Source organism: Rhodosalinus sp. (assembly GCF_046542825.1).
In the GTDB taxonomy this organism is placed as follows: domain Bacteria; phylum Pseudomonadota; class Alphaproteobacteria; order Rhodobacterales; family Rhodobacteraceae; genus Rhodosalinus.
Genome location: NZ_JBKHAQ010000017.1, coordinates 23495 through 37519 on the forward strand (window position 1 = coordinate 23495; position 14025 = coordinate 37519).

21 protein-coding genes are annotated in these 14025 nt (G+C 69.5%); 14 read left to right on the top strand and 7 right to left on the bottom strand.

What is annotated here, in order from left to right:
- The 4 genes from ACLFOB_RS04020 to ACLFOB_RS04035 all read right to left on the bottom strand — a co-directional run bounded on the left by ACLFOB_RS04020 (position 1) and on the right by ACLFOB_RS04035 (position 2053).
- Positions 1-546: a F0F1 ATP synthase subunit B' gene (locus ACLFOB_RS04020; RefSeq protein WP_410917760.1), complete on the bottom strand. Its 546-nt coding sequence runs from the start codon at positions 544-546 to the stop codon at positions 1-3.
- A gap of 116 nt (positions 547-662) precedes the next feature.
- Positions 663-899: a F0F1 ATP synthase subunit C gene (locus ACLFOB_RS04025; RefSeq protein ID WP_410917759.1), complete on the bottom strand. Its 237-nt coding sequence runs from the start codon at positions 897-899 to the stop codon at positions 663-665.
- A 62-nt stretch (positions 900-961) separates the two neighbouring features.
- On the bottom strand, positions 962-1669 hold the full coding sequence (locus ACLFOB_RS04030) for a F0F1 ATP synthase subunit A (protein ID WP_410917769.1): 708 nt from the start codon (positions 1667-1669) through the stop codon (positions 962-964).
- Between the two features lie 48 nt (positions 1670-1717).
- The gene (locus tag ACLFOB_RS04035) at positions 1718-2053 is read right to left on the bottom strand and encodes an AtpZ/AtpI family protein (RefSeq protein WP_410917758.1); all 336 of its coding nucleotides are present in this window, start codon (positions 2051-2053) and stop codon (positions 1718-1720) included.
- 215 nt (positions 2054-2268) lie between these two features.
- On the opposite strand from ACLFOB_RS04035, the gene ACLFOB_RS04040 reads away from it, so the two are divergent.
- The gene (locus ACLFOB_RS04040) at positions 2269-2610 is read left to right on the top strand and encodes an ArsR/SmtB family transcription factor (RefSeq protein WP_410917768.1); all 342 of its coding nucleotides are present in this window, start codon (positions 2269-2271) and stop codon (positions 2608-2610) included.
- A 42-nt stretch (positions 2611-2652) separates the two neighbouring features.
- On the opposite strand, the gene ACLFOB_RS04045 is transcribed toward ACLFOB_RS04040, so the two are convergent.
- The 3 genes from ACLFOB_RS04045 to ACLFOB_RS04055 form a co-directional block, all read right to left on the bottom strand.
- Positions 2653-3558: a DMT family transporter gene (locus ACLFOB_RS04045; RefSeq protein WP_410925005.1), complete on the bottom strand. Its 906-nt coding sequence runs from the start codon at positions 3556-3558 to the stop codon at positions 2653-2655.
- The gene (locus tag ACLFOB_RS04050; protein ID WP_410925007.1) at positions 3555-4436 is read right to left on the bottom strand and encodes a LysR family transcriptional regulator; all 882 of its coding nucleotides are present in this window, start codon (positions 4434-4436) and stop codon (positions 3555-3557) included. The genes ACLFOB_RS04045 and ACLFOB_RS04050 overlap by 4 nt, the downstream gene beginning before the upstream one ends.
- 100 nt (positions 4437-4536) lie before the next feature.
- Positions 4537-5730, bottom strand: a complete 1194-nt coding sequence (locus ACLFOB_RS04055; protein WP_410925009.1) for an LLM class flavin-dependent oxidoreductase — start codon at positions 5728-5730, stop codon at positions 4537-4539.
- Between the two features lie 163 nt (positions 5731-5893).
- Here ACLFOB_RS04055 and ACLFOB_RS04060 point away from each other — a divergent pair, with 163 nt between their 5' ends.
- From ACLFOB_RS04060 to rpmE, 13 genes are all read left to right on the top strand, one after another.
- Positions 5894-6379 carry a hypothetical protein gene (locus ACLFOB_RS04060; protein WP_410925011.1) on the top strand — a complete coding sequence of 162 codons (486 nt, stop codon included), beginning with the start codon at positions 5894-5896 and terminating at the stop codon, positions 6377-6379.
- A gap of 164 nt (positions 6380-6543) precedes the next feature.
- Positions 6544-8025: a signal recognition particle protein gene (gene ffh, locus ACLFOB_RS04065; protein WP_410917398.1), complete on the top strand. Its 1482-nt coding sequence runs from the start codon at positions 6544-6546 to the stop codon at positions 8023-8025.
- Complete coding sequence (locus ACLFOB_RS04070; RefSeq protein WP_410925013.1) at positions 8022-8582, top strand: GNAT family N-acetyltransferase; 561 nt, start codon at positions 8022-8024, stop codon at positions 8580-8582. Before ffh ends, ACLFOB_RS04070 begins: the two co-directional genes overlap by 4 nt.
- A complete protein-coding gene (locus ACLFOB_RS04075) occupies positions 8579-9100 on the top strand; it encodes a GNAT family N-acetyltransferase (protein ID WP_410925015.1) in 522 nt (173 codons plus the stop codon). Before ACLFOB_RS04070 ends, ACLFOB_RS04075 begins: the two co-directional genes overlap by 4 nt.
- The gene (locus tag ACLFOB_RS04080) at positions 9097-9639 is read left to right on the top strand and encodes a GNAT family N-acetyltransferase (RefSeq protein WP_410917395.1); all 543 of its coding nucleotides are present in this window, start codon (positions 9097-9099) and stop codon (positions 9637-9639) included. The genes ACLFOB_RS04075 and ACLFOB_RS04080 overlap by 4 nt, the downstream gene beginning before the upstream one ends.
- A 112-nt stretch (positions 9640-9751) precedes the next feature.
- Positions 9752-10354, top strand: coding sequence for a GNAT family N-acetyltransferase (locus ACLFOB_RS04085; RefSeq protein WP_410925017.1), 603 nt, complete (start codon positions 9752-9754; stop codon positions 10352-10354).
- Positions 10351-10671: a chorismate mutase gene (locus tag ACLFOB_RS04090; RefSeq protein WP_410917393.1), complete on the top strand. Its 321-nt coding sequence runs from the start codon at positions 10351-10353 to the stop codon at positions 10669-10671. Before ACLFOB_RS04085 ends, ACLFOB_RS04090 begins: the two co-directional genes overlap by 4 nt.
- Before the next feature lie 59 nt (positions 10672-10730).
- Positions 10731-11096: a 30S ribosomal protein S16 gene (gene rpsP / locus ACLFOB_RS04095; protein ID WP_410917392.1), complete on the top strand. Its 366-nt coding sequence runs from the start codon at positions 10731-10733 to the stop codon at positions 11094-11096.
- A gap of 139 nt (positions 11097-11235) precedes the next feature.
- The gene (gene rimM, locus ACLFOB_RS04100) at positions 11236-11757 is read left to right on the top strand and encodes a ribosome maturation factor RimM (RefSeq protein ID WP_410917391.1); all 522 of its coding nucleotides are present in this window, start codon (positions 11236-11238) and stop codon (positions 11755-11757) included.
- A 143-nt stretch (positions 11758-11900) separates the two neighbouring features.
- Entirely contained in the window at positions 11901-12062 is a 162-nt protein-coding gene (locus tag ACLFOB_RS04105; protein WP_410917390.1) for a DUF1328 family protein, read from the top strand.
- A gap of 43 nt (positions 12063-12105) precedes the next feature.
- The gene (gene trmD, locus ACLFOB_RS04110; protein WP_410917389.1) at positions 12106-12924 is read left to right on the top strand and encodes a tRNA (guanosine(37)-N1)-methyltransferase TrmD; all 819 of its coding nucleotides are present in this window, start codon (positions 12106-12108) and stop codon (positions 12922-12924) included.
- A 334-nt stretch (positions 12925-13258) separates the two neighbouring features.
- Positions 13259-13648: a 50S ribosomal protein L19 gene (gene rplS / locus ACLFOB_RS04115; protein ID WP_410917388.1), complete on the top strand. Its 390-nt coding sequence runs from the start codon at positions 13259-13261 to the stop codon at positions 13646-13648.
- 11 nt (positions 13649-13659) lie between these two features.
- Positions 13660-13881, top strand: coding sequence for a 50S ribosomal protein L31 (gene rpmE, locus ACLFOB_RS04120; RefSeq protein ID WP_410917387.1), 222 nt, complete (start codon positions 13660-13662; stop codon positions 13879-13881).
- The last annotated feature ends 144 nt before the right edge of the window (positions 13882-14025 follow it).

A 14025-nucleotide genomic window follows, 5' to 3' on the forward strand; every position in this document is an offset into this window, starting at 1 on the left:
TCAGCCCTCCATCCGGGCGGCGACGGCCCGGTCGATTTCGGCCTGCTCGGCCTCTGTCCCCATCACGTCGAGCACGGCGCCGACGGTGTCGCGCGCCACCTCGCGGACACTGTCCATGGCGCCTGCGCGAATGTCTTCGATGGCTTTCTGCGAGGCCTCGGTCCTTTCCGCGATCTCGGCATCGGCGCGCGCGATCGCGGCGTCGAGGTCCTTCTGCATCTCGGCCCTGGCCTCGGCGATTATCTTCTGCGCCTCCGCCCGCGCGTCGGCGAGCGCCTGCTCATAGGACCTTTCTGCCTCGGCCGCCTTGGCCCTGAGATCCTCGGCCGCGGAAAGGTCGTTGCTGATCGTGCCCGCGCGTTCGGACAGCACGCCGGCGATCCGCGGCAGCGCCATCCGAGTCAGCAGAAGATAGATCGCGATCAGGGTGACGATCAGCCAGAAGATCTGGTTGGGAAACCAGTCGAGGCAGAGCTGCGGCAGGCCGATCGCACTGCCGTCCGGTCCGACGCATGTCGACGCGGTGCCTGGTGTCTCTGTCGCCATCGGCGCCTCCGTGGGTGTCGTGCGCGTCCCGTCCCGGGGGGTTGGGCCCCGGGGCACGCGCCCGGCCGAGGATCAGCCGGCGCGCGCCCCGTCCGCAAGGATGTTGCGTGCCGTCCTCAGACGGCGAACATCAGCAGCAGCGCGACCAGGAAGGAGAAGATGCCGAGCGCTTCGGCGAAGGCAATGCCGATGAAGAGCGTGGCCGTCTGGCTGGCCGCGGCCGATGGGTTGCGCAGTGCGCCGGCGAGGTAGTTGCCGGCCACGTTGCCGACCCCAAGCGCCGCGATGCCCGCGCCCATGCCGGCAAGGCCCGCACCGATGAACTGGCCGAGGTTTGCGATATCGCCTTCCATTGAGTTGTCTCCTTGCGGTTGGAAGCTGTCGATGACGGTGGCGCGGGCGGGACGGCCCGCGCTCAGTGACTGGGGTGCAGGGCGTCCTTGAGATAGACGCAGGTCAGGATCGTGAAGACGTAGGCCTGGATGAAGGCGACGAGCACCTCGAGGCCGTAGATCGCCGTGACGGCAAGGATCGAGAGCGGCGCGATCGCCGTCACCTGCCCGAAGCCGGCGAAGACCTTCAGCACCGCGTGCCCCGCGGTCATGTTGCCGGCGAGACGGATGGAGTGGCTGACCGGCCGCACGAAGTAGGAAATGAGCTCGATCAGGGCGAGCACCGGCCGGATCGCCAGCGGCGCCTCCGTGACCCAGAAGAGCCCCAGGAATTTGCTGCCATTCTTGACGAAACCCAGGATCGTCACGCCGAGGAACACGCCGAGCGCCAGGACCGCCGTCACGGCGATATGGCTCGTCGTGGTGAAGGCCATCGGAATGAGGCCGAGGAAGTTGGCGAAGACGATGAACATGAACAGCGTCATGATGTAGGGGAAGTACTTCAGCCCGTCCTTGCCGGCCACGTCCTCGACCATCTTGTAGATGAAGCCGTAGGCCAGCTCGCCCACCGACTGGCTGCGCGAGGGCACGATGGCCCGGCCCGAGGTGCCGACGACCAGCAGCAGCGCGATGCCCAGTACGGCAAGCGCCATCCAGAGCGTCACGTTGGTGATCGTGTACCAGTGCACCGGGCCGTCCCCGAAGAGCGGCTTCACGATGAACTGGTCCATCGGATAGAAAACGAGCCCGCTGCCCTCTTCTGTCTCCGCCGCCACGCCCTAGCCTCCTTCGTCCGTCCCGTCGCCGCGATCCGCGGCCCGCCTGGCCTGCTCGACTTCGCGTGCGCTGCGCAGCATCGTCTTGATGCCCGCGGCGAAGCCCAGCAGCGTAAACGCCACCAGCAGAAAGGGCATCGTCCCGAAAAGGGTGTCGAGCCCGTAGCCGATGCCGAAGCCGATGGCGAGCCCCGCCACCAGCTCGATCACCATCCGCCAGGCGAGCTGTGCCTGCGAATAGTGCTCGTCCCCGCGGGGCTTCGGCGCCTGCGCCGCCTTCGCGGCCTCAAGCCTCTTCTCGAACTCGGCCATGCGCCGCTGATGTTCGGGATCGGGCACCTTTGCCTCGCGGATCGTCGGGCGCTTTGCTACGGCGCAGCGAGGCCCGAGTCAAGCGAGGCGGACGCCGATACAAGTATCTGATTATGTTTCACTATTCGTCACAGAAGCGAAATGGCGCGCCGATCGTGTTGCCGCAGCATGTTCAACCTTTCGGTTGAGCGTTGCCATTGCCGCGCTTGACGCGGCGCCCGCCGGAGCGGCTTATGCCGGCGATGTCCGACGACCTCGACACCGTCTTTGCCGCGCTCGCCGACCCGACCCGGCGGGCGATCCTTGCCATGCTGCTCGAGGATGACATGGCGGTGACGGATGTGGCGGAGCCCTTCGAGATGTCGCTGGCCGCGATCTCGAAACACCTGGCGATCCTCACCCGCGCCGGCCTGATCAGCCGCGAACGCCGCGGCCGCGTCACCTGGTGCAGGCTGGAGCCTGACGCGCTGCGCTCGGCCAGCGTCTGGATGCAGGGCTTCGGCCAGTTCGACCGCCTCGACTTCGATGCCTTCGAGCGGTTTCTGGAGCGGGAGCTTGGCGTGCCCGCCAACGACCCCGAGTAGCCGCGCGCCCGCGCGAGGGGTCGCCCGAAGCCGGATGCGAACCTACCGCATCGCGGGCGCCCGCACCGCCTCCTCGTCCTTGAGCAGCAAGAGCAGTGCCACGACCGTCAGTCCCAATCCCGCCAGCACCAGCGGGCGGGGGCCGCCGTGGCCCAGCGCCAGTTCCCAGGCCAGCACCCAGGACGGCGTGAGATAGGTATAGGCCATGACCTTGGCCGAGGGCAGTCGGAGCGTCGCGTATTGCAGCAGCACGAAGGTTGCGGCGGAGGCGAAGAAGGCAAGGTAGAGCAGCGCGATCCAGACGATGCCGGGCAGAGCCGTCCAATCGGTCGCCTGGATATCGGACCAGCCATAGACCGTCAGGATCGCGCAGCCCGCCAGAAGCATCCCGAAGGTGAAGAGCACCGCCGGCTCGCCGCGGTTCAGCTTGCGCACCATCGGCGTGTAGACCGCATGTGCGACGCAGCCCACGAAATAGATCAGCTCCCCCCGCCCCACTTCGAGCGCGAGGAGAGCCGACAGGTCCGCGCGAAAGATCACCCAGAGCGCGCCGGCCGCGCCGATGGCAAGCGCGGCTGCCATGCGCGGGGTCGTGACCTGCCGCAGCAGCAGCCAGCCGATGCCGGCAGACATGACCGGGGTCAGGGTGAAGACGGCAGAGGCCGAGACCGGCGGCGCCGTCTTCAGTCCCTCGAACATCAGCACGAAATAGGCCGCAAACAGCCCGCCCAGCACGAGGTAGCGCCAGGGCGCCTGCAGGGCGCGGCGGTCGAAACGGCCCGTTGCGGCGACGACTGCGCCGATCACCACCGCAGCGATCGCGAAGCGCACCGCGTTGATCGCGGCGGGCGCGATCTCGTTCGCGACCATGCCACCCAGCGAGAAGGAGCCGGCGACCAGCGCAGAAAAGAGCAGCATCGCCAGATGCCCGCGCGCCGCGTCGCTCATGCCCCGTCCCAGTCCTGTGCCGCCTGCTTGAGCGTCTTCAGCAGCGCCTGCACCTTGGAGCTGCGGTGCAGATCGACGTGGGTGACCAGCCAGATCGGCGCTCCCCATTCCTCGCGCGGGGGCGCCACCTCGATCAGGTCGGGGTGCGCCGCGGCCGTCCAGGAGGCGAGAAAACCGATGCCCGCCCCGGCCAGCACCGCGTCTTCCTGCGCGCGGGGATCGGGGCTGCGGAACACGATCTGCCCGGCCGGGACGGTCCGGCGCAGCCACCGCTCGGTCGGCGCGCGCGGCTCGTCGCTGTCGGGACCGACGAAACTGTGCCCGTCGAGCGCATCCAGACTGTCGGGCAGGCCCTGCGCCTCGACATAGGAGCGCGCAGCGTAGAGCCCCGCGCTCTGGTAAAAGAAGGGCTGCACCACATTGTCGGGCTCCTGTGGCGGCGGCCCCGCCCGCACCGCGACATGGGCTTCGCCGTATTCGAGGCGGAAGAGCCGCGTGCCGGTCAGATAGCGCAGGATCACATGGGGATTCGCGCGCTGGAAGTCGGCCAGCACCGGCGCCAGCAGCGGCGCGAACATGGCCAGCGAGGTAACGACCAGCTCGCCCGAGACGTCGTTGCCCCTGCCCCGGATGCGACTGGCAAGCTGGGCGAACTGGTCGTCGGTGGTCTGCGCCACGCGCAACAGGTCCTGCCCCGCCTCGGTGGGCGTGTAGCCGCGCGCGTGACGCTGGAACAGCTTGACGCCCAGCCGCGCCTCAAGCGCGTCGACGTGGCGGATCACGGTCGCATGGTGGACGCCCAGCGCCTCGGCCGCGCCGCTGACGGTGCCGGCACGGGCGACGTGATAGGCGGTGCGGATCTCGTCCCAGTTGTCCATGGCCCACCTGTGCGCTGGCGAACAGAAGAGGCCGTGAAAAGAGCAGATCGCGCAAACTTCCGCAAGAGCCGCCCCGCACAGGGGCGGCCCGCGGAGCGGGCTATTCTGCCGGCTCGGCCTGCTTGCCGCGGCCCGCGATCTCTGCGGCGTAGCGCGCCTGCATGTCCTCGACCGCCTTCGAGTGCTTCGCAGCCAGTTCCGGGCGCAGCTTCTCGGCCCGCGCCGCGCTGTCCATCGTGGGCAGGAAGTGACCCTGGAAATGCGGCATCACGTGGCGCGCGATCAGCTCGTAGCTCTTGTGTGTAGCCTGCGGGTCGGCCCAGTTGTGCGCCAGCATCAGGTAGGCGCCGAAGCCGCCATTGGACTGGGCATGCAGACGCTCGATCTGCTTGATCGCCATGTCGGGCGTGCCGATCGCGCCAAAGCCGCTTTCGTTCACGAACTCGATCATTTCCTTCACGTTGTTGCCCGGCACCGCCATCTGCGGGAAGGCCGCGACCGCCTGGAAGTAGTGGAACCACTGTTCCATGCCGTATTCCACGTCGCGATACGCCTGATCCATCGTGTCCGCGATATGCACCATCCCCACAAGGCGCCACCTGGAGCGGTCCACCGTCTTGCCGTGCTGCTTCGCCTCGGCTTCGATCACGTCCCAGTGCAGCGCCAGCGCGTCGAAGCCCGCCGCGGTCGTGGCACCGATGGACAGCAGGCCCGTGCCGTGCCGCCCCGCCAGCCGCGGCCCGGCGGGCGAGGCGACCGCCGCCGTCACAACGTCGAACAGCGGGTTGGAGTAGGGCCGCAGGTGCAGCCGCGCCTCGCGCAGGTCCCAGCGGTCGTTCTTGAACGTCACCGGCTCCTCGCTGGTCAGAAGCTGCATAATGACGCCCAGGCTTTCCTCCAGCAGCTGACGGGTCTGGCTGGGCTCGATGCCGATCATCCTGGCGTCCGTGGGCAGCGCGCCGGGGCCCACGCCCAGCATGATGCGCCCCCGCGTCAGGTGATCCAGCAGGACGATGCGTTCGGCCACCCAGAGCGGGTTGTGATAGCTCAGGCTGACCACGCCGGTGCCCAGCTTGATGTGGCGCGTCCGCTCGGCTGCCACGCCCAGAAAGATCTCGGGGCTGGCGATGATCTCGGAGCCGGCCGAGTGATGCTCGCCCACCCAGGCCTCGTCATAGCCCAGCCGGTCGAGGTGCTGGATCAGCTCCAGATCGTTCTGAAGTGCGAGCGTGGGGTTGATCCCCGGCTTGTGGAACGGCGCCAGAAAGATGCCGAAGCGCATACGGTCCTGCATGAAGTCTCCTCCCTTTTTCGGCCGGTCCCGCCCGCCCCTCCACGGTCGGTCGCGGCGTCATGCCCGCTCATTGAGACGGCGGCATGACGCATGGTCAACACTTGATGAGCCTTCGGCTAAATCCCGCTTGACGCAGGGGCAGCAATAGCGGGATCATCCCGGCATGAAGGTCAAGCACGACGCGCCCGACCTGCTGGTCATCGAGGACGCCCCCTGGCTCGTCGGAGCGGCGCTCATCGTCTTCATCCTGTCCTTCTGTGCCATCGGCCTCTTCCTTCTGGGAGCGGGGGATTGGGCCGGGCTTGTCCTCTTTCTTGGCGGCGGGGGCCTTGGCTTTGGCGCCTTCGCGGTTTTCGTGCAAAAGTCCCAGGCGATCTTCGACCGGCGCACCGGCGAAGTCATCCTGCGCCGCCGGTCGCTGTTCGGCGAGACGCGCGAAAGCCACCCGCTCGCGGAATTCGGCGGCGCCGAGATCGCCAGCCGCATGAGCCGGAGCAAGCAGGGCACCACGATAAAGATGCGGCGGGTGGAGCTGATCTTCGGCGAGCACCGCCTGCCCATCTCCGAGGTCTGGTCGAACGGCAGTCACCATCTGAGGATCTCGCGCGCGATCAACGACTGGCTTGACAAAGGGCGCGGCGCCGCCTAACGACCGCCCCCAGTTCCGGAAGTGCGCCAGCCTTCCGGTCCCGGGCCACGGTCCGGGATCGCCCCCCGTCAGCGAGGTTTCGCCCGCGGGGGCGATTGGCATTTGCGCCGCGCCCTCCCATCTTCGGGGCGCATGACGACAACCGCTGGAGGAGCCCGAGGGTCATGTTCGAAAATCTGTCCGAGCGTCTCTCCGGCGTCTTCGAGAGGCTGACCAAGCAGGGCGCGCTCTCCGAGGAGGACGTCAAGGCGGCGCTGCGCGAGGTGCGCGTCGCGCTGCTGGAGGCGGATGTCTCGCTGCCGGTGGCGCGCAAGTTCGTCAAGGACGTGCAGGAAAAGGCCACCGGACAGGCGGTGACGAAATCGGTCACGCCGGGCCAGCAGGTGGTCAAGATCGTCCACGACGAACTGGTCGAGGTGTTGAAGGGCGAGGGCGACCCCGGCGCGCTCAAGATCGACAGCCCGCCCGCGCCGATCCTGATGGTGGGCCTGCAGGGCTCGGGCAAGACGACGACCACGGCGAAGATCGCGAAGCGGCTGAAGGACCGCGAGGGCAAGCGCGTGCTGATGGCCTCGCTCGACGTGAACCGCCCGGCGGCGATGGAACAGCTGCAGATCCTCGGCCAGCAGGTCGGCGTGGACACGCTGCCCATTGTGAAGGGCGAGACGCCGGTGCAGATCGCCAAACGCGCGAAGACGCAGGCGAGCCTTGGCGGCTACGACGTCTATTTCCTAGACACCGCCGGGCGGCTGCACATCGACCAGGACCTGATCCGGCAGGCGGCCGAGGTGCGCGACGTGGTCAGCCCGCGCGAGACGCTGCTGGTGGTGGACGGTCTGACCGGCCAGGTCGCCGTCGAGGTGGCCGAGGAGTTCGACGACAAGATCGGCGTCTCGGGCGTGGTGCTCACGCGGATGGACGGCGACGGGCGCGGCGGCGCGGCGCTCTCGATGCGCGCGGTCACCGGCAAGCCCATCCGCTTCGTCGGCACCGGCGAGAAGACCGACGCGCTCGAGGAGTTCGACCCGGAGCGCATCGCGGGCCGAATCCTTGGCATGGGCGACATCGTCGCCCTCGTCGAGAAGGCGCAGGAAACGCTCGAGGCCGAACAGGCCGAGCGCATGCTCAAACGCCTCCAGAAGGGTCAGTTCAACATGAACGACCTGAAGTCCCAGCTCGAGCAGATGCTCAAGATGGGCGGCATGGAGGGGCTGATGGGCATGATGCCCGGCATGGGCAAGATGAAGGGCCAGATGGCCGAGGCCGGCATGGACGACACCGTGCTCAAGCGCCAGATCGCCCTCATCAACTCGATGACGAAGAAGGAGCGCGCGAACCCGCAGATCCTTCAGGCCAGCCGCAAGAAGCGCATCGCCGCCGGCGCAGGGCTGGAGGTGAGCGAACTCAACAAGCTTCTGAAACAGCACCGGCAGATGTCGGACATGATGAAGAAGCTCGGCAAGAAGGGCGGGCGCGGCGCGCTCCGGCAGGCGCTCGGCATGATGGGCGGGGGCAAGGGCGGCGCCCCCGGCGCCGGCATGGACGAGAAGGCGCTGCAGCAGGCCGCGCAGCAGCTGGGCGGCCTTGGCGGCAAGGGCGGGATGCAGCTGCCGCCGGGCCTGTCGGGCTTCGGGCGGAAGAAGTGACCGTCACCCTCGCCCATACGCCCCGGTTCGAGACCGAGCGGCTGATCCTGCGCGCGCCCGAGGCGAGTGACTGGGAGGCCGCCGGTCCATTCCTCGTGTCCGAGCGCGCGCGCCACATTGGCGGGCCGTTCACGGCGACACAGGCGTGGCGCGAGTATGCGCAGGACCTCGGCCACTGGGTGCTCCGTGGGTGGGGCCTCTTCTCGATCGAGCACCGTGAGAGCGGCCGGACGCTCGGCTGCGCGGGCCCCTACCACCCCGAGGGCTGGGCCGAGAACGAATTCGGCTGGTCGCTCTGGAGGCCGGAGTCCGAGGGCAAGGGCTACGCCCGTGAGGCGGTGGAGCGCCTGCGCGCCTACGCCTATGGCGAGCTCGGCTGGACCACCGCCGTCAGCTACATCGACGCGGACAACGCCCCCTCCATTGCGCTGGCCGAGCGGCTGGGCTGCCGGCTCGACCCGGACGCGCCGCTTCCCAAGGCCGACGGCTGGGAAGACCTCGCGCCCGGCGAGGTGCTCGTCTATCGCCACCCCGCACCGGGAAAGGTGGCGGCATGACCCTCGTCCCCGTGATCGAGACCGAACGCCTGCGCCTGCGCGGCTTCCGCGCGGAAGACCTCGACGCCTTCGCCGCCTTCTTCGCGAGCGAGCGGAGCCGCTTCGTGGGCGGGCCCCGCGACCGGCGCGAAAGCTGGCGCGGCATGACGGCGATCATGGGTCAGTGGGCCCTGCTGGGCTACGGCCTCTGGGCGGTGGAGGAACGCGCGAGCGGCGCGCTCGCCGGGGCCGTGGGGATCGTCAACCACGTAGGCTGGGAAGAACCCGAACTGGGCTATCACCTCTACGACGGCTTCGAGGGGCGCGGGCTGGCCCTCGAAGCGGCGCAGGCCGCGCGCCTTCATGCCGCGCGCCACTTCGGGCTCGACAGGCTCATCAGCTACATCGACCCGGCGAACGCCCGCTCGCTCGCGCTCGCCCGTCGCCTCGGCGCGGTGCACGAACGCGACGGCGAGCTGCTGGGCAAACCCTGTCAGGTCTGGCGCCACCCGGCCGTGGCCGAGGCGGTTCCGGCATGACCCCGATCCCCACGCTCACCACCCCGCGCCTGACCCTGCGCGCGCCGGGCCCGGCGGATGTCGCGCCCTTCGCCGCCTTCTACGCCTCCGACCGCGCGCGCTTCGTCGGCGGGCCGCTCGACGCGGAGGGCGCGTGGCGGATGCTGGCGATGGAGATCGGGCACTGGCAGCTGCGCGGCTACGGCCGCTGGATGGTGGAGGAACGCGAGAGCGGCCGCACCGCCGGCATGGTCGGCCTCTTCTGCCCCGAGGGCTGGCCGGAGCCCGAGATCGGATGGGACCTCTTCGAGGGCTTCGAGGGCCGCGGCTACGCCACCGAGGCGGGTCGCGCCGCGCGCGAATACGCCTATAACATCCTCGGCTGGGACACGGCCATCAGCCTCGTCAAGCCGGCCAACACCGCCTCCGCCGCCGTCTGCCGCAGGCTCGGCGCGGTCATGGAGGGCGAGTTCGTGCATCAGCGGCACGGTCTCATGCAGGTCTGGCGCCACCCCGCGCCTGCGGAGCTCTCCGACGGCGGGATGGAGGCCTACGCATGATCCTCCAACACGAACTTCGCCCCGGCGCCCGGCGCGACGCGGCGGAAGACGCCGCACATGCGCCCGAATCCGTCGGGATGTGGTGCCACGGGCCGCGCGCGGAGGGGACGGCATGACCGACATCCCCGTGATCGAGACCCGCCGCCTGATCCTCTCGGCGCCGGAGCCCGCCGACTATCCGAAGTTCAGGGCGACCTTCACCTCCTACCGCGCGCGCTTCATGGGCGGACCGCTCAACGACTACGAGGCCTGGATGCTCTACGCCGCCGAGATCGGGCACTGGCAGATCCGCGGCTTCGGCATGTGGATGATCCACGACCGCGAGACCGGCGCCACCTGCGGCATGGCCGGCGGCTGGCAACCCGCGAAGTGGCCCGAGCGCGAGATCGCCTGGGTGATCTGGCCCGAGGTCGCCGGGCGCGGCATCGCGCTCGAGGCCACCCACGCCGCGCGCGCCCATTTCTACGAGACGATGGGCTGGACCGGCGCGGTCAGCTACCTCGATCCGCGCAACCACGACTCGATCCGCCTGGCCGAACGGCTGGGGTGCAGGCGCGACCCGGAGGCCGACAGCGTGGACGGCCACGACGTGGTCTACCGCCACCCCTCGCCCGAGCAGCTGAGAAACAGCCAGATCGCCGACGCGATCGAACTGGAGCTGGAATCGCACCGCGGCCCGATCTTCGGCCGCGCCAGGCAGGAGACCGCCGCATGACGCCCACCGCAGACGATCCCGTGGCGGATCCCGTTGTCCGGGCCGCGGAGCTGCTGAAGGAGCACCGCGAGTCGATCGACCGGCTGGACGCGATCCTCGTCTTCACGCTGGGCGAGCGCTTCAGGCACACCCGCGCGGTGGGCAGGCTCAAGGCGGAACACACCCTCCCGCCCACCGATCCAGACCGCGAGGCCAGGCAAGCCGCGCGCATCGAGGAACTGGCGCGCGACGCCGACCTCGACCCCGATTTCGCCAAGGACTTCCTGAACTTCATCATCCGGGAAGTCGTCCGACAGCACGAACGCCACCAGGCCTGACCGGGGCCGGGCATTGGCGGCCCGCCCCACCCCACGAACCCCGAAGGAGAGATAGAGACATGGCCATCAAGATCAGACTCGCCCGCGCCGGCACGAAGAAGCGGCCCTTCTACCGCATCGTCGCGGCGGACTCGCGGATGCCCCGCGACGGCCGCTTCATCGAGAAGCTGGGCACCTACAACCCGCTCCTGCCCAAGGACAGCGAAGACCGCGTGCGCATGGACGTCGAGCGCGTGCAGCACTGGCTTTCGCAGGGCGCCCAGCCCACCGAGCGCGTGACCCGCATGCTCGAGGCGGCAGGCCTGCGCGAAAAGCAGGCGCGCAACAATCCCAAGAAGGCGCAGCCCGGCCAGAAGGCGCAGGAACGCGCCGAGGAACGCGCGGCGAAAGCCGCCGCGCCCGCGGAAGAGCCCGCCGAGGGCTGAGGCCCGTGGCGCGCCGACGCCCCGCCCCGAGCGCCGCGAATTTTCGACCGGAAATTCGCGGCAGCGGCGGATGGCCCCGAAAAATCTTCGGCAGGAGATTTTTCATCGCTGCCGTGCGCTTCCCATGCGGTGCGCCGCGATGACCGGGATGGTCTGCCTCGGCGCCATCGCGGGCGCCTTCGGCGTGCGCGGCGAGGTGCGCCTCAAGAGCTTCGCCGCCCGACCCGAGGACATCGCCGCCTACGGGCCACTCTACACCGAGGACGGCGCGCGGCGCTTCGAGATCGCACTGACCGGCCGGGCCAAGGGCACGCTCACCGCGCGCCTGTCCGGCGTGGCCAGCCGCGAGGCCGCGGAGGCGCTGCGCGGCACCACCCTGCACGTCCCGCGCGAGGTGCTGCCCGCACTGCCCGAGGACGAGTTCTATCACGCCGACCTGCTCGGCCTTCCGGTCTTCGACACCGGCGGCGCGCCCCTGGGCCGGGTGCGCGCCGTGCACGATCACGGCGCGGGCGACCTGCTGGAGATTCACGCGCCCGGCCACTCGGGAACCGTGCTGTTGCCCTTCACCCGCGCAACCGTGCCAACGGTGGACCTTGCCGCGGGCCGCATCGTGGCCGATCCGCCCGACGGGCTCTTTCCGGACCCGAAGGCGGGCTGACAGGCCGGCATCCGCCGGCACGGGACCTGCCATTCTCGCGGCATGTGGCCGGCTTCGGCGATGCCGGCGGGGGAACCCCCCGTCCCGCGGCACGTTTCCACGCCAATCGCCTCAGCAATGGTCGTGGAAAGGACCCCCGCCGCATGCTTGAATGGATTCTCATCCTGCTCGCCATCGCCGCCATCGCGGCCCTGCTCGGGTTCGGCCGGATTTCCGGCGTTGCCCTGACCGGCGCCAAGATCCTGATCGTCATCGCGCTGATCATGCTGCTGCTGCTCGCCCTGGGGGTGGTCGCGATCGCCTGAACGGGGCCTTTCCCGCACCGGCACGAGGGGCTAGAGAGCGGCCATGCCCGCAGACAGCCCCTCCCGCTCGCACGGCCGCAAGGCCATCCGCCCCACGCTGCGCCCGCGCGAGCTGATGCAGGACACGCCCGAGCTTGCCGGCGTCTGGACCGCGCAGGTCGTCACGCTGTTGCCCGGCGCCTTTCCCGGCGTGCTGGGCGAAAGCCTGACGGGCCGCGCGCTGCGCGACCGCATCTGGCAGCTTCAGGTCACTGACCTGCGCCCCTTCGGCGAGGGGCGGCACCGCAACGTGGACGACACGCCCGCGGGCGGCGGTGCCGGCATGGTTCTGCGCGCAGACATCCTGGGCCGCGCGATCGAGCAGGTCAGGCGCGGGGTATCCCCCTCCGCGCCGCTCGTGGCGCCCAGCCCGCGCGGCCGTCGCTTCACGCAGGCGATGGCGCGCGACTGGGCGGCGCGGCCGGGTGTCACGCTGGTCTGCGGCCGCTTCGAGGGGATCGACCAGCGCGCGCTCGATCACTACGGAATCGAGGAGGTCTCGCTGGGCGATTTCGTGCTCACCGGCGGCGAGATCGCCGCGCAGGCAATGCTGGACGCCACCGTGCGCCTCTTGCCCGGCGTGCTGGGCAACGCCGCCTCGGTCGAGGAAGAAAGCTTCTCTGACGGGCTTCTGGAGCATCCGCACTACACCCGCCCGGCCGAGTGGCAGGGGCGGACGATCCCCGAGGTGCTGCTCTCCGGCAACCACGCCGAAATCGCGCGCTGGCGCCGGGCCGAGGCGGAGCGCCTCACGCGCTTCCGGCGGCCCGATCTCTGGGCGGCCCGGGTTGCCAATAAGGACGCGGACGACCACGGCGGCTGACAGCACCGCCGGGCGCCGGCCCGCCACCCGCGCGATGCGATCCGGTCGCGATGCCGGCGGCGCCGTCACCGGGGACGGAACGAGGACGCGCATGGGGCTTGATCGCGGCACGCGACACGGATATACGCGGCGCGTCCGGGCCTGACAGGGTCATGCGGACCCGTCGTTCTTCGCGCGTGCAGCCTTGGCACCGATCACGATGCGGCGACGGCAACAGGAAGCAGCGCGACCGAAATCTCTGGCGGGCGCCACGCGCGGACCCGGTCGAGGACCAGAGCTCTGGGGCGGCAGGACACCTTCGCGGAGCAACCGCGAGCGACAAGGAGTGGATCAGATGAACCTGATCGCGGAACTCGAGGCGGAGCAGATCGCCTCGCTGGGCAAGGACATCCCCGATTTCAAGCCGGGCGACACCGTGCGCGTCGGCTACAAGGTGACGGAAGGCACGCGAAGCCGCGTGCAGAACTTCGAGGGCGTGTGCATCAGCCGCAAGAACGGCTCGGGCATCGCCGGCACCTTCACGGTGCGCAAGATCAGCTTCGGCGAGGGCGTGGAGCGGGTCTTTCCGCTCTATTCCACGAACATCGACAGCATCACGGTGGTGCGCCGCGGCAAGGTGCGTCGCGCCAAGCTCTACTACCTGCGCTCGCGCCGCGGCAAGTCGGCCCGCATCGCCGAGCAGACCAACTACCGCGCGCCCAAGCCCAAGAGCGCCCAGCTGTAAGGATCGCCGCGATGAAAAAGAACATCCATCCCGACTACCACCTCATCGAGGTGAAGCTCACCAACGGCGAGACGGTGCAGATGCGCTCGACCTGGGGCGCCGAGGGCGAGACGCTGACGCTCGACGTGGACCCGTCCGTGCACCCCGCCTGGACCGGCGGCGGCACCCGCCTCATGGACACCGGCGGCCGCGTCTCGCGCTTCAAGAAGAAGTACGAGGGCCTGGGCTTCTGAGGCGTCCCGCCCGTGTGAACCATCGCAGCGCCGCCCACGGGGCGGCGTTTCGCGTTCAGGCGCTTCTGATCTGGCGCCTGCCGCGCCGCAAGAGCCGCTCGGGGCGGCGCGGCTCCCTTTCGCCGAGACCGTTGATCGCGCTGC